Origin of the sequence: Bradyrhizobium elkanii USDA 76 (assembly GCF_023278185.1) — a bacterium.
In the GTDB taxonomy this organism is placed as follows: Bacteria; Pseudomonadota; Alphaproteobacteria; order Rhizobiales; family Xanthobacteraceae; genus Bradyrhizobium; species Bradyrhizobium elkanii.
The window spans coordinates 873,970-891,799 of the sequence record NZ_CP066356.1 but is presented as its reverse complement, the minus strand read 5'-3'; the positions used below and the strand labels follow the sequence as shown (position 1 = coordinate 891,799).

21 protein-coding genes, 1 tRNA gene and 1 pseudogene are annotated in these 17,830 nt (G+C 60.9%); 8 read left to right on the top strand and 15 right to left on the bottom strand.

Features of this window, described 5'->3' with window-relative positions:
* Positions 1-157: 157 nt before the first annotated feature.
* The 8 genes and pseudogenes from JEY66_RS04180 to JEY66_RS04145 form a co-directional block, all read right to left on the bottom strand.
* On the bottom strand, positions 158-889 hold the full coding sequence (locus JEY66_RS04180; RefSeq protein ID WP_018269035.1) for a hypothetical protein: 732 nt from the start codon (positions 887-889) through the stop codon (positions 158-160).
* Between the two features lie 129 nt (positions 890-1,018).
* Positions 1,019-1,199 (bottom strand): annotated as a pseudogene (locus JEY66_RS45345) (ABC transporter transmembrane domain-containing protein); the annotation flags it as partial.
* Positions 1,200-1,471: 272 nt separating this feature from the next.
* Positions 1,472-1,969: an Hsp20/alpha crystallin family protein gene (locus JEY66_RS04170; RefSeq protein WP_026191922.1), complete on the bottom strand. Its 498-nt coding sequence runs from the start codon at positions 1,967-1,969 to the stop codon at positions 1,472-1,474.
* A gap of 84 nt (positions 1,970-2,053) precedes the next feature.
* A complete protein-coding gene (locus JEY66_RS04165; protein WP_016844156.1) occupies positions 2,054-2,503 on the bottom strand; it encodes an Hsp20 family protein in 450 nt (149 codons plus the stop codon).
* A 489-nt stretch (positions 2,504-2,992) separates the two neighbouring features.
* Complete coding sequence (locus JEY66_RS04160) at positions 2,993-3,628, bottom strand: MarC family protein (protein ID WP_016844155.1); 636 nt, start codon at positions 3,626-3,628, stop codon at positions 2,993-2,995.
* Positions 3,629-3,665: 37 nt separating this feature from the next.
* Positions 3,666-3,887: a hypothetical protein gene (locus JEY66_RS04155; protein WP_016844154.1), complete on the bottom strand. Its 222-nt coding sequence runs from the start codon at positions 3,885-3,887 to the stop codon at positions 3,666-3,668.
* A gap of 461 nt (positions 3,888-4,348) precedes the next feature.
* The gene (locus JEY66_RS04150; RefSeq protein ID WP_075968948.1) at positions 4,349-4,912 is read right to left on the bottom strand and encodes an NADH dehydrogenase ubiquinone Fe-S protein 4; all 564 of its coding nucleotides are present in this window, start codon (positions 4,910-4,912) and stop codon (positions 4,349-4,351) included.
* Between the two features lie 510 nt (positions 4,913-5,422).
* A complete protein-coding gene (locus tag JEY66_RS04145; protein WP_075968947.1) occupies positions 5,423-5,689 on the bottom strand; it encodes a hypothetical protein in 267 nt (88 codons plus the stop codon).
* 1,009 nt (positions 5,690-6,698) lie between these two features.
* On the opposite strand from JEY66_RS04145, the gene groES reads away from it, so the two are divergent.
* On the top strand, positions 6,699-7,013 hold the full coding sequence (gene groES / locus JEY66_RS04140) for a co-chaperone GroES (protein WP_016844152.1): 315 nt from the start codon (positions 6,699-6,701) through the stop codon (positions 7,011-7,013).
* A 48-nt stretch (positions 7,014-7,061) separates the two neighbouring features.
* Complete coding sequence (gene groL / locus JEY66_RS04135; RefSeq protein ID WP_018269037.1) at positions 7,062-8,684, top strand: chaperonin GroEL; 1,623 nt, start codon at positions 7,062-7,064, stop codon at positions 8,682-8,684.
* Between the two features lie 927 nt (positions 8,685-9,611).
* On the opposite strand, the gene rpoH is transcribed toward groL, so the two are convergent.
* Positions 9,612-10,556 (bottom strand): RNA polymerase sigma factor RpoH, encoded by a 945-nt coding sequence (gene rpoH, locus JEY66_RS04130; RefSeq protein WP_018269038.1) that lies wholly within the window; start codon positions 10,554-10,556, stop codon positions 9,612-9,614.
* 725 nt (positions 10,557-11,281) lie between these two features.
* Between rpoH and JEY66_RS04125 the strand changes: the two genes are divergently transcribed.
* The 6 genes from JEY66_RS04125 (at position 11,282) to JEY66_RS04100 (ending at position 13,232) form a co-directional block, all read left to right on the top strand.
* The gene (locus tag JEY66_RS04125; RefSeq protein ID WP_018269039.1) at positions 11,282-11,737 is read left to right on the top strand and encodes an Hsp20 family protein; all 456 of its coding nucleotides are present in this window, start codon (positions 11,282-11,284) and stop codon (positions 11,735-11,737) included.
* Positions 11,738-12,141: 404 nt separating this feature from the next.
* Entirely contained in the window at positions 12,142-12,456 is a 315-nt protein-coding gene (locus JEY66_RS04120) for a hypothetical protein (protein WP_041482610.1), read from the top strand.
* Positions 12,453-12,632, top strand: coding sequence for a hypothetical protein (locus tag JEY66_RS04115; RefSeq protein ID WP_018269041.1), 180 nt, complete (start codon positions 12,453-12,455; stop codon positions 12,630-12,632). Before JEY66_RS04120 ends, JEY66_RS04115 begins: the two co-directional genes overlap by 4 nt.
* 16 nt (positions 12,633-12,648) lie before the next feature.
* On the top strand, positions 12,649-12,840 hold the full coding sequence (locus JEY66_RS04110) for a hypothetical protein (RefSeq protein WP_018269042.1): 192 nt from the start codon (positions 12,649-12,651) through the stop codon (positions 12,838-12,840).
* Positions 12,837-12,977 (top strand): hypothetical protein, encoded by a 141-nt coding sequence (locus tag JEY66_RS04105; RefSeq protein WP_157183403.1) that lies wholly within the window; start codon positions 12,837-12,839, stop codon positions 12,975-12,977. The genes JEY66_RS04110 and JEY66_RS04105 overlap by 4 nt, the downstream gene beginning before the upstream one ends.
* Positions 12,978-13,010: 33 nt before the next feature.
* Entirely contained in the window at positions 13,011-13,232 is a 222-nt protein-coding gene (locus JEY66_RS04100) for a hypothetical protein (RefSeq protein ID WP_016845482.1), read from the top strand.
* A 639-nt stretch (positions 13,233-13,871) separates the two neighbouring features.
* Here the strand turns inward: JEY66_RS04100 and JEY66_RS04095 are convergent.
* The 6 genes from JEY66_RS04095 to hisD all read right to left on the bottom strand — a co-directional run bounded on the left by JEY66_RS04095 (position 13,872) and on the right by hisD (position 17,796).
* A tRNA-Phe gene (locus JEY66_RS04095) sits at positions 13,872-13,947 on the bottom strand.
* A 139-nt stretch (positions 13,948-14,086) separates the two neighbouring features.
* A complete protein-coding gene (gene yacG / locus JEY66_RS04090) occupies positions 14,087-14,281 on the bottom strand; it encodes a DNA gyrase inhibitor YacG (protein ID WP_016841323.1) in 195 nt (64 codons plus the stop codon).
* Positions 14,282-14,650: 369 nt separating this feature from the next.
* A complete protein-coding gene (locus tag JEY66_RS04085) occupies positions 14,651-15,280 on the bottom strand; it encodes a Maf-like protein (RefSeq protein WP_018269043.1) in 630 nt (209 codons plus the stop codon).
* Positions 15,281-15,478: 198 nt separating this feature from the next.
* Positions 15,479-15,943, bottom strand: a complete 465-nt coding sequence (locus tag JEY66_RS04080) for an arsenate-mycothiol transferase ArsC (protein WP_016841325.1) — start codon at positions 15,941-15,943, stop codon at positions 15,479-15,481.
* 54 nt (positions 15,944-15,997) lie between these two features.
* On the bottom strand, positions 15,998-16,504 hold the full coding sequence (locus JEY66_RS04075; RefSeq protein ID WP_016841326.1) for a UPF0262 family protein: 507 nt from the start codon (positions 16,502-16,504) through the stop codon (positions 15,998-16,000).
* Entirely contained in the window at positions 16,501-17,796 is a 1,296-nt protein-coding gene (gene hisD / locus JEY66_RS04070; RefSeq protein WP_018269044.1) for a histidinol dehydrogenase, read from the bottom strand. The genes JEY66_RS04075 and hisD overlap by 4 nt, the downstream gene beginning before the upstream one ends.
* Positions 17,797-17,830 lie beyond the last annotated feature (34 nt).

Genomic DNA, 17,830 nt, shown 5'->3' with positions numbered 1-17,830 from the left:
AAACTGGGATGTCGGCCCATTCTTCCCATTTTCCGCCAACTGAGGCGGCCTTACTTCTGTTCGGGATGCAATTCGCGCTTCTGATCTTCGTAATGTTTGGTCAGAAGGGCCATCCCCGCTAAGGTCAGCTCATCGGTTACATTCGGGGACAGCGCTTTTAAATGCGCAATCTTGCCGTCAAGTTCGACGCATTTTTCGCACATGACACGCTCCCAGTCCGTGAAAGGCGGGAGCGCAAATGGGTCTCTCGGCCACCGGCGCCCGGTTGTCGTTGTCGGTGATACCGGGATAACAGGGGCCGCCATGGATGCGTTCCTGTAGAATTCGTCTGGCCAGCAAGGGTTTGACCGGAACTCCGTTCACCCATGGAGAACTCCCGGAGACATACCTTGCTCCAATGGGTCATCGGCGGCGATATCGAACCGATCACGCGCATATCCTCACTGCGGACAGGGACGGCGCGCCCCGTCTCTCGTGCGATCTTCCGGGCGGCCCTCATGGCGGCATCTTCATCAGTGTATTCGAGCACGATGATGCTGCCTTTCTGCTCCCCGTCCAGCAGCCTGGCAATGAACTTCAGTCGTTCGTCCATGGGTTTACACGCCTTCCAGGGCATTCTGCGCTCCCCGCAAAAGGCCCCATTGTGTAACCCATGTCTCCGGAATGAACTGTCACCCCTCTCTAAGGAAGGGCATACAAAACCACGAAGATTTCCGTTCTTGCCGGCAATGGCGGCTTGGAGGATGTCCTTGTCGCCGATGATCCAGACGGCCTGGTTGCCGACCTCGACTGCGTCGATCATCGCGCGGATATAGCCTCTGCGGTGGTGGCGTCGCCCGCATCCCAGCTTCGCATTCATCAGTTGCGCGAAGGCGTCGATCGTCTTCACATTGACGGCAGCCGCCGTGCCGAATTGAACTCGGGGCGATCGAGGGCCACCTGAGCCCGCTCCCGTGGACCGGCGCGCCCGATAAGATGTCCGCCGCCTTGCCGTGAGCCAGAGTGTCGCAAGCGAAGGGAAGCATCGGTGCGCAACCAGCGTCCGCGCCGAGCTGGTTAGGAAATTACGGATGTTCTCGAGTGCCCGCACCCGCGCAACCGAATCTCCCGCCCTCCGCGCCGCGAAATAGGCGATCGGCAGCGCGATCAAATGCCTGGAACAAGCGGGCGCCAAGCTCGACGTCGATCCATTCGGGAGTCGCAGGAAGCGCAAACGCAATGCCCCTCAGAAGCGAGGGTCCATTGATCGCGCGCGGCGGTACGCGCTTCTCGTCTGTCGAAAGCCGCGCGTCGTGCAATACATCTCCGGGTGAATTGTAGTGAGATACCGGATGGAAAAGGGGATCAATGATGTTGGCATTGCGATTGACCTGGCTCATGTCGTGTCTCCTATTTCTCCTTTCGTCCAGAGACGGGTTGATGCGGGTTTAGGATGAGGTCGGCGACGTTTACGCGCCGCCGACCTCAGATGTCAGTTGCTATTGATCGCAATACGCTTGACGCTCGATCTCGATTGCTCGGACTTCGGTAGCGTGACGGTGAGGACGCCGTTCTTGAATTCGGCTTTCGCCTTGTCTTCTTCGACGCCATCAAGCGAAATCTGACGCTCGAAGGATCCGTAATATCGCTCGCTGACGAACTTGGAATCGTCGCTGTGTTCAGCTTTCCTTTCACCGCGGATCGAAAGGACGCCATTGACGATTTCAACCTGGACATCCTTTTCGCTGAGGCCCGGGAGTTCGGCAGAAACCGAGACCTCCTTGTCAGTCTCGCTCAGTTCCAGGCGCGGCCAGCTGAACTGGCCTTCCATCAGCGGAGTGTTGACGCGACCCAAAGAGCCAAAGCCGCGGAAGGCGTCATCGAACAGGCGGTTCATCTCGCGGTGGAGCGTAAGAAATGGATCAAATCCCTCGCGTCTGGTTGAGAGTTCTTGACCTTTCGTCCAGGGAACAAGATCGCGAATACCCATGATATCCTCCTTAACTTGACATGCAGCTGGTCAGCGCACGGGCGGCTATCGTCCGTGCGTGATTTGACCCAACATGAAGCGGGCTCAGGCCGCCTTCTGCGTGAGTTGCGCGGCAGGAGCGTCGCTTTCGATGGCGATGCGCCGCGGCTTCATGGCCTCGGGGATTTCGCGCACGAGTTCGATCCGCAGCAGACCATCGTCGAACATCGCCGTCTTTACTTGGACGTAATCGGCGAGGTTGAACTGCCGTTTAAAGGGACGCGCCGAGATGCCCCGATAGAGGAATTCGTGCTGGTCCTTCTCGCCCTTGCGCCCCTCTACTGTCAGTACGTTCTGCTCGGCCGTCACGGAAATCTCATCCTGACTGAAGCCGGCCAGTGCCACCGAGATCTGGTAACGGTCCTCGCCGAGCCGCTCGATGTTGTAAGGCGGGTAATTGTCTTCGGACCGATGCTGGGTTTCGTCGAGAAGATCGAAGAGGCGGTCGAACCCGATGCTCGAACGCCACAGGGGGGTGAAATCGTATGTCCTCATAGCCAAGTCCTCCTGAGAGCAAGATGGATACGAAGGAGCGCAAGACACACGGTGCAAGACACCGGTCCGGCGCCCTGTTCGCTCTGCCGAGCCCAACCTGGCGCCCGGCACCGCCCGAAAGCGGCAAAAATCCAATTAGAAAAGCGGCATTCAGTTTCAAGGGTGGCTGCAAAAATTTTGGGTTGGTTTGGCCCGGATATTCCGGCCCGCACCGGAACCGAGTTCGGTCAATTTGCCCATCAAGCGCACGACGAGCGATCCACGATGAGCCCACTCAGTGCGGGCATTGGTCCCTCGGGTACCAAACAGGAATGGAGGCACGTTGTACTTTGTTCGAGAGGTATAAATTCCTTGATCCAGGTGAAGGGTCGGGACGACCAGAGAACGGTGCCATCCCGGCTAGGTCACTGGCAGCGGGAGCTGAGCCTCCCCCCGGGAGCGGCACCGGCTGGGCTCGGAGCCCCTGCCGGCAGCTGCCGCGGCAGAAGCTCAGCCCGCCAGTCCGGGCAATTCGCTCCGAAGGCCCGTCATTATGAAGTTCACGCCTATCGCCGCTACGATGAGCGCCATGATGCGGGTTATGACGTTAATTCCGGTCTTTCCCAGGAACCGCTCAATCGCCGCCGCCGTCCAGAGGGTCACCCCGATCAGGAATGTTGCACTGAGCGACGCCGCGGCAAGCAGCGCCTTCGATAGCCAGCCAGGATTATCATTGGAGAGGGTGATGATGATGCTCACTTCGGCTGGGCCGACCAGTAACGGGAATGCAAACGGCGTTATCGCCATTCCATGAATATCCACCTCACTGCTGTCCACTCCGCTGGGTAATTGTATGAATTTCCCATACCGGGCCTGAAACATCTCGAGCGCGATGACCAGCGCGAGCATCCCACCCGCGATACGGAAGTCGTTGAGACCGACGTTGAAAAAGCCCAGGATTTCCTTGCCGAGCACGGCGGCCCCCACGAAGAAAACCGCGACCGCCGTGCCGGCCAAAACGATGATACGATGGATATTTGCGCTTCCGGCTTGCCGCGTGATCGCCAGAAAGATTGGAATTGCACCGACCGGATTCGTCAGCGCATAGAGCAGCATCGTGATTCCGATGAACTGATTCCAGAGCATGGTCGTGGTCTACCGTGGACAGGGCGCTCCGCAGTCCTCAATCCTTTTCGATGACAATCTGCGACTCAGCCGCGAGGCCGGCCAGTGATCTCATCATCGTACGACGCAACGCCTCGTCTGCAACGTCGGCGGATTTCCACACGATGATGCGTGGCGCCTCGCTACGGCCGGCCCAAACCAGGCTGTATCTGCGGATCAAACCGCCCGACTTGATGCTTTCAAGTGCCTCAGTGAGTAGATCGTGAAGCTGTACCGTCATGACGAGATCTCTGGCGAAATGCCCGACATCCGTAGTCCAGGTCAGTCGATTCCAATCCGCAACATCGCGCGAGCGAGTTCGAGTTCACTGATTGCTTGGCGCAGTGCCCTGCGGGCCGCGCTCTTGTCACCGTTCGCACAAGCTGCGCTCAGCTCGGCAAGGTACCGGCGAGCCGCCTCAGCGTGCGCCACAAGATCTCCGGCACCTGCAAAGCTCGATCCCCGTTTCGTGTCCATAGTCAATTGCCTCCGACCGAAGATCCGTCAGCAATGTGAAGCTTGCTCACAAAAGACGATAGGAGCAAACTCGGGTATTTCAAGGTTTCTCGGAAGGGAGTTAGCCTGGAGAGCTTGTCGCGGCAACAGAGTGTCTGGCTGTCAGGTCATCAATCGCAACGGCACGGCTGCCGTGCCAGCGCCGCACGGGTACGCCCGGCAACTCTGTGTTCGGATTCGTCAGAGTCAGCGGGTGACGCATCCTGCATGACGCCCCTCTGACGCCCAGCCTCGTCTCGGATGAAGACGCCCTGATGACGGAAGTCCTGAACACCGGTTCGCGCTCGACGTCCAAGCAGTGTTCGATTGCAAGCCTCTTGAGATCACCGAAACCGAAATCCTCGGAAAGGGCATCATACGGCGAGTAATGGTTCGCGGAGCTGCCCTCATAAGCGTTTCAGACGTCCGTCGCAGATCCGGCGCTGCTGGGCCCGCAGGTACGCCATGAGGCGAGACTAGCCCGGGGTCTTGGTCACGTGCTGGACGATCCAGAAGCAGGTACTGCAACTCTTGTCCGCGAGCGTAGGCGATCGCCGCCTCTGCTGAGGGAAATGAGAGCTCGAGTTGGGCGAGCGGATCCTCGTCCTCCGTCCAACCCATCAATGGCTCGATGCTTAGCGGCGTGCGACGCTCAAACTTAAGTTTCCATTCCTCTTTCCGCCTTGGCGCTGAAGTCATGACTGAACGCGCCACCCTGTATATGACGGCTTGAGCATCAGCTGGAAATGTAGATCGGGCGTTGGCCGGCATCTCCGCCTCCGCGGTAGGTGTTGAGTTGCCTAATTCACATTCGTTGGTCTCCGCTTTTCTTCCAGCGGCAGCGCGGCGCGATGGCCGCTAATGACACCGTCCTCGAATGCGGCGGGCGGGCATTTTGCTCGGTCATGATCGCAAACGCGGTGACCGCAGGCGAGCAATTACTTGTTTGTGCCGAGCCAACTTAGAAGCGACCTTTGACGTTTCAAGTCCCTTGCCATCTCTTGCAGACGCGCCGTGTGCCATCCCATCTCTACTTGCCGTCTCTGTGGAAAGTCATGCGTGGATCGATTGCATCGCAAGGGGGCGCGGCGCCCCCTCGGGGTTCACAGCTCCGGTAGTGCACCAAACGAGCGAGGCGTCAGCTCCTACGAGCTATGGCGAGACGAAGCGCGTCGTGCCTCACCTAACCGAAGAGTTGGTGCGGGCAATCCGTCCATCAATGGCGTCTTTCGAGCTGAATGAACGAACGGGGCCCTCGGGGCGGCCCCGCTGTCCTCGTCCTCACCACCAATGATGCCAATGCCAGCGGCGATGCCACCACGGCGGGGCCACGTAGAAGCGCGGCGGCGGCGGATAGTAGGCGTATGCGCCATACAAGTTCGGGCGCCACCAGCATCGTCCCCACGGGTTGCAGATCCAGCGAACTTGCTCAACATTGGGCTCAACGTTAGAGGTCTGCTGCGCTCGCGGCAGACCATTCGGCATGGCCACTGCGCTCGACGTGAAAGCCAAAGCCGCAAGGGCCGTCAGAGCTGCTTTTCCTTTCATCGGATCCTCCTTACCAAACAAGAATCGTGAATAGGCTGCGCGATTGACGATGACGCGCTCGCGCGCGTTATGTCGGGCGGCCGAACACGTCGTGCGGCATCTATCCGCGCGATGGCATCCTAGCGGTTGCCACGCGAGTCATCCAATTCCATCGCCGGCTCAGGAAGAGCATCCCTTGCAGATATCGGGAATGAGCTCTTCAGCGCGGAAGTCCGGAGTGGCGCTGAACTGACGCTCGAGGCGGCTCCCGCTCCATTCCGGAGACCTGGCTTGTGCTGACCACCAGCATCGACAAGGCAAACGCTACGTAAAAGCCACGCATGGTTCGCCCTCCAGTTCAAGTCCTGTTTCTCCAAGCCGAGAGCCTGGTGCGCCAATTTCTGAATGGGCCGGCGAACCAGCGAACAAGTCGGTTGAAGCTTCGTTCGATGATCGCACCACAGTGGGGTGCAGACGGAAGATGATAAAGCTTCATAGCCACATTCTCCTGCAAGCAACGCGGTTATGCCGAAACGCCAGATCCTCGCGGCATTTGGCGTGCCGTTCCCTGCAATAGGGCCTTGGCGGCAATTGATTTAGATGAGCTGCTCGATCTTTCAAGAAGCGCCTGATCTTCGAATCTATCGCTTCCGAACTGGTGGACCGCGGCTCACGATAGAGCGGCTTGCCTCGCAGGATTCACCTTCACGGAGATGTTGGCCACAGGGGTACTCATGACCAGGGCGGCCAGTGGGACAGTCCATCGGCCCTTTCGTTGACGCCAGATGGCAAATGGGTCGTGCGAGTGGTTCATTGAAAGCCAACGTTTTCGCGGTTCGGAAAATAGCGGTCGTCAGGGAAGCGCAAAACAGGGTTCAACGAGATGCCCGGCAAACGACGAACCCGGATCGTCAAAAAGTTTTGGTCAACCTCTTGAATGGTCCTTCTGCGATCCTAATTGGATTTTCCGCCGGGGCTGGGATCCGGCCCCCGGTCAAGTGACATCGCTAGATTGCAAAGGAGGATGTGCATGCATTTCCGTCCGCTGCACGATCGTGTGCTCGTGCGCCGCCTTGATGCCGAGGAAAAAACCGCCGGCGGCATCATCATTCCCGACACCGCAAAGGAGAAGCCGCAGGAAGGCGAAATCATCGCCGCCGGTCCCGGAGCGCGGAATGAACAGGGACAGTTGATCCCGCTCGATGTGAAGGCTGGGGATCGGGTTCTGTTCGGCAAATGGTCGGGGACGGAGGTGAAGATCGACGGCCAGGATCTCCTGATCATGAAGGAGAGCGACCTTCTTGGTGTCGTCGAAGACAGCGGCAAGCTGAAGAAGGCGGCCTAAAGGCCGCTGGTAGGCTGACAGTCATTGAACAGAAAGGAGATCGCTATCATGGCTGCCAAGGACGTAAAATTTTCGACCGAAGCCCGCGACCGCCTGCTGCGCGGCGTGGACACACTGGCAAACGCAGTGAAGGTCACGCTCGGTCCCAAGGGACGCAACGTGGTGATCGAGAAATCGTTTGGCGCGCCGCGTATCACCAAGGACGGTGTCACCGTCGCCAAAGAAATCGAGCTTGAAGACAGATTCGAGAACATGGGCGCCCAGATGGTCCGCGAAGTGGCATCGAAAACCAACGACCTCGCCGGCGACGGTACCACCACCGCGACGGTGCTGGCGCAGGCCATCGTCAAGGAGGGCGCGAAATCGGTGGCTGCTGGCATGAATCCGATGGACCTCAAGCGCGGCATTGACCTTGCGGTGGAGACAATTGTCTCCGATCTGAAAATTCATGCGAAGAAAATCACGTCCAACGACGAGATCGCGCAGGTCGGCACCATCTCCGCCAATGGCGACACCGAGATCGGCCGCTTCCTTGCGGACGCGATGCAGAAGGTCGGCAACGAAGGCGTAATCACGGTTGAGGAAGCGAAGCACCTCAACACCGAACTCGAGGTGGTCGAGGGCATGCAGTTCGATCGCGGTTATGTCTCGCCCTACTTTGTCACCAACACCGAGAAGATGCGGGTCGAGCTCGAAGACCCCTACATCCTGATCCACGAGAAAAAGCTGTCCGGACTACAGACCATGCTGCCGCTGCTCGAAGCAGTGGTGCAATCCGGCAAGCCGCTCCTCATCGTGGCGGAAGACGTCGAGGGCGAAGCGCTCGCGACGCTGGTTGTGAATCGGTTGCGCGGTGGGCTGAAGGTCGCTGCCGTCAAGGCGCCGGGCTTCGGCGATCGCCGCAAGGCGATACTGGAGGATATTGCGATCCTCACCGGCGGCACCGCGATCTCCGAAGACCTCGGCATCAAGCTCGAGAACGTCACCCTCAACATGCTCGGCCGCGCCAAGAAGGTGGTGGTCGACAAGGAGAACACCACGATCGTCAACGGTGCCGGCGCCAAGAAGGACATCGCGGCGCGCGTCGCCCAGATCAAGATCCAGATCGAGGACACCACCTCCGACTATGATCGGGAGAAACTGCAGGAGCGGCTGGCCAAGCTCGCCGGCGGCGTCGCCGTGATCCGCGTCGGTGGTGCCACCGAGGTCGAGGTCAAAGAGCGCAAGGACCGGGTCGACGACGCCCTTCATGCGACCCGGGCCGCGGTCGAGGAGGGCATTCTTCCTGGCGGCGGGGTCGCCCTGCTGCGCGCGCTCAGAGCGCTCGACGGCATCAAGACGGCCAACGCCGACCAGAAGGCCGGCATCGACATTGTGCGTCGTGCGATCCAGGTGCCGGCACGGCAGATCGTCCAGAACGCGGGCGAGGATGGCTCCCTGGTTGTCGGCAAGCTCCTTGAGCACAGCGACTACAACTGGGGCTTCAATGCCGCGACCGGCGAGTACCAGGACCTGGTCAAGGCCGGCGTGATCGATCCCGCCAAGGTCGTACGCACCGCGCTCCAGGACGCATCCTCGGTTGCTTCGCTGCTGATCACGACCGAGGCGCTGGTGGCCGACAAGCCCAAGAAGGCGGACCCGGCTCCGGTCGCGCCATCGATGGACTTCTGACCAGGTCGGTGCCCGGGCGTGGCGCCCCGGGCACCGCTCGCCCAATGTAGGAGGGAGGTAGCAGATAACGAGCAAGAATCTCACGATGAGCATGCAGTTTCCAGGTGTGTTGCGTCGAGGCGGAGCTGCGCTCGCGTCGAGCTTTCGCAACGATCGCACTGGCAGGTTTTCGAACGATAGGAGGATTAGATGATCTTGGATCGAATCATTGGCTCCGCTCGTACGGAGCATCGAAGCAACGGTTCCGCCGCACCCCGTACCACCCGTGCGCTGCTGACGGGATTGCTCGCAGCCGTCCTGAGCCTACCGTCGCTCGCGGCGTGGGGAGCTGACAGCCCGCAACGGACAAATGGTCCACCGACAACGAAGGTGGACCCACTTCCGCTCCCGCCGATCTCATATTCCTACTCGATGCCCTGGATGAGGTGGAGCACGACATCACCGACAATGAGAATTGACACTCTCATAATACCGTGCCTTGATCCATCGCGGGCCTTCGAGGTTTCGCCAGATTGCGTGCACGGAGAGCCGACGATCGGCTAACCCTGCCACAATGCCCGGTGCGCACCGCGACATCGCGATGGCCACCGAGCAGTGCCAATCAGCCGTGTAGGTGCGGACCCTCATCGCGCACGATCGCGGAGAGCCAGACGGTTCCGTCGCCTGCAATACCATCCCCACGAACGCGCCGCCTGGCATAATTGTCCGAGAGGACTACGGAAGAAGCGATTGAACCTGTCGACCGGCGGCTTGATGGATCGCGCCAGTAGATTGATCTCCAATTGTGGTTGGCTCACACGATGAAGCCAGGAACTAAAGGCGCCCACGCTGCCGCGCTGAATAAATTTGCAAAAGCGATAGCGATTACGACCTCGGTAATCATGCTTGCGTCTCCCAATAGCGCCGAGAGCTTGTGGGGCAGAGTTATCAAGATCTCGCGTAGCGAGGAAACTTGGGTTGCAGCGAGGGCTTTCCCTTCAGCCCGGCTGTCGAGCGTGCTTGGGTATCGGCGATGCGGGCCTGGACCGCGCTCCTGATCAGCTCGACGGCACGCCCTTCGATCTGGCGGATCCGCTCGCGTGAAACGCCGTGCTCCCGCGCCAGTTCGTCCAAAGTCTTCGGTTCATCGGCGAGCAGGCGCGCCTCGACGATGGCCCGCTGGCGCGCTGACAGGGTGTTGAGCGCTTCCGTCAGTGCGACCTGGCGCCGATGATAGTCATCGATCTCGCTGAGGCGACTTTCCGGATCTGGGGTAGGATCTATCAAGCGGTCCTGCCATTCTTCTGATGCCTCCGTATCGCCAATCGCAACGTTCAACGAATGATCACCGCGCAACCGACGATTCATTTCAATAACGTCAGGCGGGCTCACCCTGAGCTGCTTGGAGATATAATTGACGTGCTCCGGTCTCAAATCACCTTCGTCGGCAGCGGCAATTCTGGTCTTAAGCTGCCTTAGCTTGAAGAACAGTTTTTTTTGCGCGGGCGTGGTGCCCATTCGCACAAGCGACCACGATCTCAGGATGTATTCCTGGACGGACGCCTTGATCCACCACATGGCATAAGTGGCCAGCCGAAAACCCCTCTCGGGCTCAAAGCGCTTGACGGCTTGCATCAAACCGAGATTGGCCTCTGAGACGATGTCGGCAATTGGCAGGCCGTAATGGCGGTAACTTATTGCGATCTTTGCGGCCAGACGCAGGTGGCTTGTCACGAGGCGGTATGCCGCCTGCCGATCACCGTGATCTCGCCAGCTCCTTGCGTAAGCGACCTCTTCGGAAGCTTCAAGAAGCGGGAATTTTCGAATCTCAGTTAGGTACCGAGAGAGCCCGTCCCTCGAGGATAGGGAGGGCAGCGCAGCGATGATAGGCATGATGCTCGCTCCTTTCTGTTCCTATCAACCACACAGAAATCAAGCAGATAAAACTCAACGTAGGGTTTTCGACTACGCGACGTGAGAACCGCGATGCGACCTAGCGAAGATGACATCAACGTCGCGCGAAATCCCGCCAGGAATGTCGACACGTCGCATATCCAAGTCAACACCCGGTAAGCGTCTGGTAGACCCGTCCAGACGTTGACTAAAACGGAGATGGCGAGGTTTTGTTTCCAGTGGACCAGATGGATAATAGTCGGCGCGCTCGCTCACCGGGAGCCACGCGAAGCGTTGCAATCGCAGTTCTTGGAGTCGAAAAGCACTACGCCCGCTAGTCGCTGCCGGTGGCACGTTTACTTACAGCATCTGCAGGGCCGATCTTCGCTGCTAAAGGTCGCACGAACTGCCGGCATGTAGGTCACCACGCCCACAACTTGCCGACGCCACGTGCCGCATTGCAACAAATCTGGAGAAAGCGCGGTGCCGAGCTGCTGCGCGGCTCCGCGATGCTTCCGCTCGTTCACCATTGGCGGGCCGGGTCGAAGGCAGGTCGCAAATTTTTCTCAGAGCGACTCTTGACGCCGTCACTCTGTTGCATAATTTTTGCCGCGCCAGTCCCGCTTTGGGGCGGTGTCTGGGCGCCCATTCGGGCCCAGGCGAGACGGGCGCCGGTTGTGTCCCGGTGCCGTTCATATCCATCTTGCTCTCTGGAGGATTTGGCTATGCGCACATACGACTTCTCCCCTCTCTTCCGCTCGACGATCGGCTTCGACCGTCTTTTCGATCTTGCCGAGATGGCCAATCGGGCCGGCGGCGACGACAACTACCCCCCATACAATATCGAACGGGTGGCCGAAGATCGCTACCAGATTGCGCTTGCAGTCGCAGGCTTCTCACCTGACGAGATTTCGGTGACGGCCGAGCAGAACGTCCTCACGATCGAAGGTAACAAGCCCGAAAAGGACGAGCGCGAATACCTCTACCAGGGGATCTCGACCCGGAGGTTCAAGCGGCAGTTCAGCTTGGCCGATCACGTTCAGGTAAAGGGTGCTGCATTCGACAACGGGCTTCTCAAGGTCGGGCTTGCGCGCGAGATTCCCGAGGCCATGAAGCCGCGGCGGATCGCGATTAACGCAGCGTCGACGAAGGCGCCCCGACGGCTCGAATCTGCGGCCTGACCCGGCGTAGCCGCGTGCCGGAAATCCGGCACGCAGCCTTCACATCGATATCGTCTTCAGAACGGAGGCAACCATGCGGCCGACGACCGCGTATACCAATCTGGACGCTTTGAAGTCATTGATCCCAAACGAGCGACGGTTCGAACGTTCGCGGGATGTATTCTCGGATCCCCCCACTGATCATGGCCAAGAAGCGGGCCATTCTGGCGCGCCGGGCTTCCAAACTCGCCGCCATTCCATCTCATCGTACCTCGCGCGCGCCGATGGGACATTCAGCTTCCCTTCGCGTCGACGTGATCCTGCCTTCACTTCGTGGTCTGGACGGCGATCCACGCCGACCGTCGGGAAGAAAGTCAGCGCGCCGACGCTCGACGGCGCGTCCTCTTGCAGCATAGGAGTGTGTCATGACCGACATCAAGCTGCCTAAGCAAGTCGTGGACAGGATTGAAGCCCGCTGGACCTCAAGATACAGCCCGATGGAGAAACGACACTCTAGATTGATCGACAGACGGCTCGAGCAACTTCGAGCGCACCGTAACAACATCTGGCGTTATCGGCGGCTTCTGAAAACCCAGCTTTCCGAGTTGGAGCGTCAATTCATCGAAAGACGCCTCGCCGAGGAGCTCGAGGCCGTGGAACGCGTGGCGTCTGACGTACCCCCCATCGGTACGTGCCGGTCAATCCCGGCCGCCACAACATCGGGAGAAAACCACCTATGATCGACCTTCAAGAGACACTAATTCGCGGCAGCGAGAAGATCATCGGCCACTACCAGTATCTCCTCGCTACCGCGACCTCGGAACAGGAGCGCGAGCGCTTTCGCGAGCGCATCAACCAAGAGCAACAGCTGCTGGACAAGCTTCGGCAGCCTGAGCAACCCGCTCGCGCAGCGTAAAAGGATGACCTGCTGCATGAGTGAATTGAAGAGCTTGCCACTGGATGAAGCTATCCGACTTCGCTGGGTCTTGCGGGACATCAGGGCCAGGCGCTTCATCGTCAGCCCGCTCGATCCGGCCGACGTTCAGAAGCTCACCCAGATGGGTTACGTCGAAATCCGGGACGCGCTCCCCGCACTTACGACCAAGGGTATGGATGAGACTTGAAGAAATTAGCTCAGCATAAGCGGACTCGCTTAGTCAAAAAGGCGGTTGCTAAGCTGACGGTCATCGTGCTTAGCGAACCAAAGGAAGGCGTGGCAATGACTGTGAAATTCATCGTTTTCCGCGAGCAAGAAAATTGACTTTGACCACCTACAAGGGCTCGGAGGGTAAAAATGTCTACCTATCTGCATACGCAAATCCGGCAAATGAAGCCGACGGAGATTAGCCGCATTGTGACCGCTTACGAGCGCACTCTGCATGCGCTCTCCGTCAAGGATCGTGACGACCCACTCACGGAAATGGTCGCGAAGACAATCATCAAGGTCGCACAGACCGACATCGCTGATCCCGCAGAGATTTCGGCTCAGGCGATCAAGCAATTGGAAGTCCGGTGACAAAATGAGATCTTCAGGCGAAGGAACGCCCCGCATGATACTCACCGGCGCTGGGGTCTCGGCGAATAGGCGCTCGTTCATCGTTTTGGAAATTGCCGATGAAGATCGGGCTTTTGAGGTGGCACGGAGAATCGCTGAGCGCACGGGGCGTGAGGTGACGGTGCGTGATGTGAGCTGGGTAGAATTGACCACAATTCCGGGTGGGAAGAGGCACTGAGACAGGGTTCTTATGCATGATGGTTGGCGGCAGCACGGCGCCTTCCGCACGCCTTTACAGAGCCATTTGCGACGCGGCTGTTCCTCATCAATGCGAGGGCAGCCCGCGAAGCTATGCGGTGCTTATATCCTCGAGACCGTCGAACCCGCCGAGCTGGACAATCTTCTCGAGATCGCCAAGCGTGACCGACTTTAAATCAAGAATGCCCTGCGAACGGAAAGCCTGAGGGACTCGGTTGACATGCACGACGCTTAATCCAAGTGCGTCGGCGAGTCGAGGGAGGCGTTAGTTGCGGGGACTGGATTTGAACGTACGTAAACTTTGCGAGCCTTAGGGAGGGAAATCCGCGAGCGCCCTTCGCGCCGATCGTCCAGCGAACACTATCATACAAGAGCGTGCTCAAGCGTGGAAAAGCGTAGTTTTGGTGCCCAGGGGCGGGATCGAACCACCGACACTGCGATTTTCAGTCGCATGCTCTACCAACTGAGCTACCTGGGCATACCCGCGGGGCCGAAAGGCCGGAGCGAGCGGGCGGTTTATAGAGAGGTCGGGGCGTCGTGTCCACCCGCCTTCGCCAAAGGCTTCGGCGCGGCGAGCCCGCCTGGCACTCTTTCCCCAACTTGTTGGGAAATCTTGGCTATTCCGGGTCCTCTTCGTCGTCCTCGCGGCCGGGAACGACATAGCGGCCGGTCAGCCAGCGGTTGAGGTCGACGTCGCGGCAGCGCGCCGAACAGAACGGGTGGAAGGCCTGCTCGACGGGCTTGCCGCAGATCGGGCAGGCGCGCCGGGTGGCAGAGGGTGTGGCCTTGGGCGTTCGGGCTTGGTCGGTCATGGCTGGGCCGGAGTTTACATCATCTGCCGCATGTTCCGCTGCGCTCCCTCTCTGCTTGCGGGCAGGGCAATCGCACATGGTCTTCGCCGGCCGCGCAGGTGCCTGGCCTCGTGGCTCGAGACGGCGACCTCGCCCGCAAGCACAGGGCGATAGCCTCGGAGCGAGGGGCGTCTCCGCGATTTCTGGATAATGGAAGAATGCCGCTGAGTTGCCCGACGCGTCAAGTTGCCGTGTCGAAGTTGCCCTGTCGAACGCCGCCAGCCGCCGGCTCCTTTGCATGGGGTTGTTTTCGATATTTTGGCAGCGTGGCGTTGGGAGGAGCTATCGCATCCGGCTATCGACGGCCGTCGCCGCGCGAAAGTGGATACCTCACACCGCGACGGAGTTGAGCCAGCCGTGGCGGATCGGAAAGCCCTCGCCGCCGAGCAAGGTCACGGTCTCGTAGAGCGGCAGGCCGACCACATTGGTGTAGGAGCCGACCATCTTGACCACGAACGATCCGGCAATGCCCTGCACCGCGTAGCCGCCGGCTTTGCCGCGCCATTCGCCGGAGCCGATATAGGCCTGGATGTCGTCCTCGCTGAGCCGCTTGAATCGCACGCGCGTCTCGACCAGGCGCTGACGGAATGCCTCGCGCGGCGTGACCACGCAGATCGCGGTGTAGACGCGGTGATTGCGGCCCGACAGCAGCCGCAGGCACTGCGCGGCCTCGTCGACCAGATTGGCCTTGGGCAGGATGCGGCGGCCGACCGCGACCACGGTGTCGGCGGCAATGATGAAGGAGCCGCGCAGGTCGTCGTCAAGATGCACCGATTTCAGCGCGGCGTCGGCCTTGGCGCGCGCCAGGCGGTTGGCGCAGGCGCGCGGCAACTCGCCCCGCCGCGGGGTCTCGTCGACATCGGCCGGGCGCAGCGCATCGGGCTCGATGCCGGCCTGGTTGAGCAGGGCCAGCCGCCGCGGCGAACCGGAAGCAAGAACGAATTTGGGACGGCCTAGCATGCGGGCTTTTGGGCTGAATCGGAGGGACGGACGCGGGCGGAACCTATCGGATGGGGCATGGATGCACAACCTTGGAACCGGTCGCGAATCGCGCCCCCGCCTGGAGACAAGGCCCCATAAGCACAGCTGTTTGTCAGTCTGGCGACAAGCGGCGGTTCTGCGAATCGGAACACGCCGGTCCCCTCGCCTCGCCGTGCCTCACAGGTTTGCCGCGCCAGCCTTGGCAAAGCGGCGGCGGATGCGCAGCAGAAGACCATCGCAGACCTCGCGATAGGCGGCCAGCTTCTGCTCGCGGTTGCCGCTGGTGCCGGTCGGATCCTGCGTCGGCCAGTATTCGACATCGGCGGCGAGCGTGCGGGTGAGATCCAGCGCCTTGTGGTGCGCCTCCGGCGACAGCGTGATGATGAGATCGAAGTTCAGCCCCTCCCAGTCCTCGAGTTCCTCGAAGGTTTGCGGCTTGTGGCTGGAAATGTCCTGGCCGAGTTCGGCCATGACCGAGACGGCGAACGGGTCGAGCTCGCCCTTCTTGACGCCGGCCGAGCGGACATAGAGGCCTTGCGGAAACATCTGCTGCAGCAGGCTTTCGGCCATCGGCGACCGCACGCTGTTCAGGCCGCATGCGAACAGCACGGCCTGGGGGTTGCGCGCGCGCGGCGCTTCCATGCGATCAGGCTTTTTTCGATCGGGGTACGCCCCCGTCAATCACCGCTTCACCGATCATGCGCCTTCACCCTTCCAGTGCAGCACGGTGATCAGCGTGAATAGCCGCCGCGCGGTCTCGAAATCGACGCGCACCTTGCCCTTGAGCCGCTCCTGCAGCGTGCGCGAGCCCTCGTCATGGATGCCGCGGCGGCCCATGTCGATCGCCTCGATCTTGTCCGGCGTCGCGGTCCGGATCGCCTGATAGTAGCTGTCGCAGATCATGAAGTAGTCCTTCACGACGCGGCGGAACGGGGTCAGCGACAGCAGATGCGCGACCACCGGCGCGCCGTCCTCCTTGCGGATATCGAACATCAGCCGGTTGCCGGTGATCGCGATATGCAGGGTGTAGGGCCCCGGCCCGGCAGCGCCCTCGGGCGCGAACAGGTTCTGCTCGATCAGATCGTAGATCGCGATCGCGCGCTCATGCTCGATATCGGGCCCGGAACGGCCGATCGATTCCTCGTCGAGCGTCACCGCGACGATGCGATTGTTGGAATCCTCGTCGTCTGGTGGCTTGTTCATGAGAGGTTGAGGCGCAATCCGACGGAACGTGAATGGGCATCGAGACCCTCGGCCTGGCCGAGCGTCATCGCGGCGGGCCCGAGCGCACGCAACTGATCCGGCCCGCACCGCAGGATCGAGGTTCGCTTCATGAAGTCAAGCACCCCGAGGCCGGACGAGAACCGCGCCGAGCGCGCGGTCGGCAGCACATGGTTGGAGCCGCCGACATAATCGCCGATCGCCTCCGGCGTATGGGCCCCGAGGAAGATCGCCCCGGCGTTGCGGACCTTGTTCGACAGGCCCTCGGCGTCCGCGGTCATGATCTCCAGATGCTCGGCCGCGATCGCATTGGCGAGCTCGACCGCGTCGTCGAGTTTTGCCACCTTGATCACGGCACCGAAATCGTTCCACGAGGTGCGGGCGATCTCGGCGCGCGGCAAGGTCGCCAGCTGCGCCTCGACCGCGCGCTCGACGTCGGCGGCGAGCCGTGCACTGTCGGTGATCAGGATCGACTGCGCGCTGACATCATGCTCGGCCTGCGCCAGGAGATCGGCCGCGATCCAGTCGGCATTGCCGGTGTCGTCGGCGACGACCAGCACCTCGGAGGGACCGGCGATCATGTCGATGCCGACCTTGCCGAACACCAGCCGTTTTGCCGCGGCGACATAGGCGTTGCCGGGGCCGACGATCTTGGCGACCGGCGCGATCGTTGCGGTGCCGTAGGCCAGCGCCGCCACCGCCTGGGCGCCGCCGACGCGGTAGATTTCCGAGACGCCGCCGAGATGAGCGGCCGCGAGCACCAGCGGGTTGAGCTTGCCGTCCGGCGCCGGCACCACCATCACCACGCGCGGCACGCCGGCGACCTTGGCCGGCACCGCGTTCATCAGCACCGAGGACGGATAGGCCGCGGTGCCGCCGGGCACATAGAGTCCGACCGCATCGACCGCGCTCCAGCGCCAGCCGAGCTCGACGCCGGCGGCATCGGTGAAGCGCTCGTCCTTCGGCAACTGGCGGCGGTGGAAGGTCTCGATCCGGTCGCGCGCGAACCGCAGGGCCTCGACGGTCTTGGGGTCGCAGGCCGCGACCGCGGCATCGATCTCGGCTGCGGTAATGCGCAGGCCGGCCGCGTCGATCTCGAGGCGGTCGAACTTTTTGGTCGCCTCGAGCAGCGCCGCATCGCCGCGGGCCGCCACGTCGTCGACGATCGCGCGGGTGGCGCGCTCGACGTCGGCCGACGCCTCGCGCTTGGCCGCCAGGAAATCGCGGAATCGCTGCTCGAAATCGGCGCTCTGTCGGTCCAGGCGAACGGGCATGACGGCTTTCTTAGGAGGAATTCGGGTCCCTGCT

Excerpts from the sequence above, each read along its gene's own strand:
- JEY66_RS04170 (WP_026191922.1), bottom strand. The coding sequence starts at position 1,969 with ATGGGTATTCGCGATCTTGTTCCCTGGACGAAAGGTCAAGAACTCTCA.
- JEY66_RS04165 (WP_016844156.1), bottom strand. The coding sequence starts at position 2,503 with ATGAGGACATACGATTTCACCCCCCTGTGGCGTTCGAGCATCGGGTTC.
- JEY66_RS04160 (WP_016844155.1), bottom strand. The coding sequence starts at position 3,628 with ATGCTCTGGAATCAGTTCATCGGAATCACGATGCTGCTCTATGCGCTG.
- JEY66_RS04155 (WP_016844154.1), bottom strand. The coding sequence starts at position 3,887 with ATGACGGTACAGCTTCACGATCTACTCACTGAGGCACTTGAAAGCATC.
- JEY66_RS04150 (WP_075968948.1), bottom strand. The coding sequence starts at position 4,912 with ATGCCGGCCAACGCCCGATCTACATTTCCAGCTGATGCTCAAGCCGTC.
- JEY66_RS04145 (WP_075968947.1), bottom strand. The coding sequence starts at position 5,689 with ATGAAAGGAAAAGCAGCTCTGACGGCCCTTGCGGCTTTGGCTTTCACG.
- groES (WP_016844152.1), top strand. The coding sequence starts at position 6,699 with ATGCATTTCCGTCCGCTGCACGATCGTGTGCTCGTGCGCCGCCTTGAT.
- groL (WP_018269037.1), top strand. The coding sequence starts at position 7,062 with ATGGCTGCCAAGGACGTAAAATTTTCGACCGAAGCCCGCGACCGCCTG.
- rpoH (WP_018269038.1), bottom strand. The coding sequence starts at position 10,556 with ATGCCTATCATCGCTGCGCTGCCCTCCCTATCCTCGAGGGACGGGCTC.
- JEY66_RS04125 (WP_018269039.1), top strand. The coding sequence starts at position 11,282 with ATGCGCACATACGACTTCTCCCCTCTCTTCCGCTCGACGATCGGCTTC.
- JEY66_RS04120 (WP_041482610.1), top strand. The coding sequence starts at position 12,142 with ATGACCGACATCAAGCTGCCTAAGCAAGTCGTGGACAGGATTGAAGCC.
- JEY66_RS04115 (WP_018269041.1), top strand. The coding sequence starts at position 12,453 with ATGATCGACCTTCAAGAGACACTAATTCGCGGCAGCGAGAAGATCATC.
- JEY66_RS04110 (WP_018269042.1), top strand. The coding sequence starts at position 12,649 with ATGAGTGAATTGAAGAGCTTGCCACTGGATGAAGCTATCCGACTTCGC.
- JEY66_RS04100 (WP_016845482.1), top strand. The coding sequence starts at position 13,011 with ATGTCTACCTATCTGCATACGCAAATCCGGCAAATGAAGCCGACGGAG.
- yacG (WP_016841323.1), bottom strand. The coding sequence starts at position 14,281 with ATGACCGACCAAGCCCGAACGCCCAAGGCCACACCCTCTGCCACCCGG.
- JEY66_RS04085 (WP_018269043.1), bottom strand. The coding sequence starts at position 15,280 with ATGCTAGGCCGTCCCAAATTCGTTCTTGCTTCCGGTTCGCCGCGGCGG.
- JEY66_RS04080 (WP_016841325.1), bottom strand. The coding sequence starts at position 15,943 with ATGGAAGCGCCGCGCGCGCGCAACCCCCAGGCCGTGCTGTTCGCATGC.
- JEY66_RS04075 (WP_016841326.1), bottom strand. The coding sequence starts at position 16,504 with ATGAACAAGCCACCAGACGACGAGGATTCCAACAATCGCATCGTCGCG.
- hisD (WP_018269044.1), bottom strand. The coding sequence starts at position 17,796 with ATGCCCGTTCGCCTGGACCGACAGAGCGCCGATTTCGAGCAGCGATTC.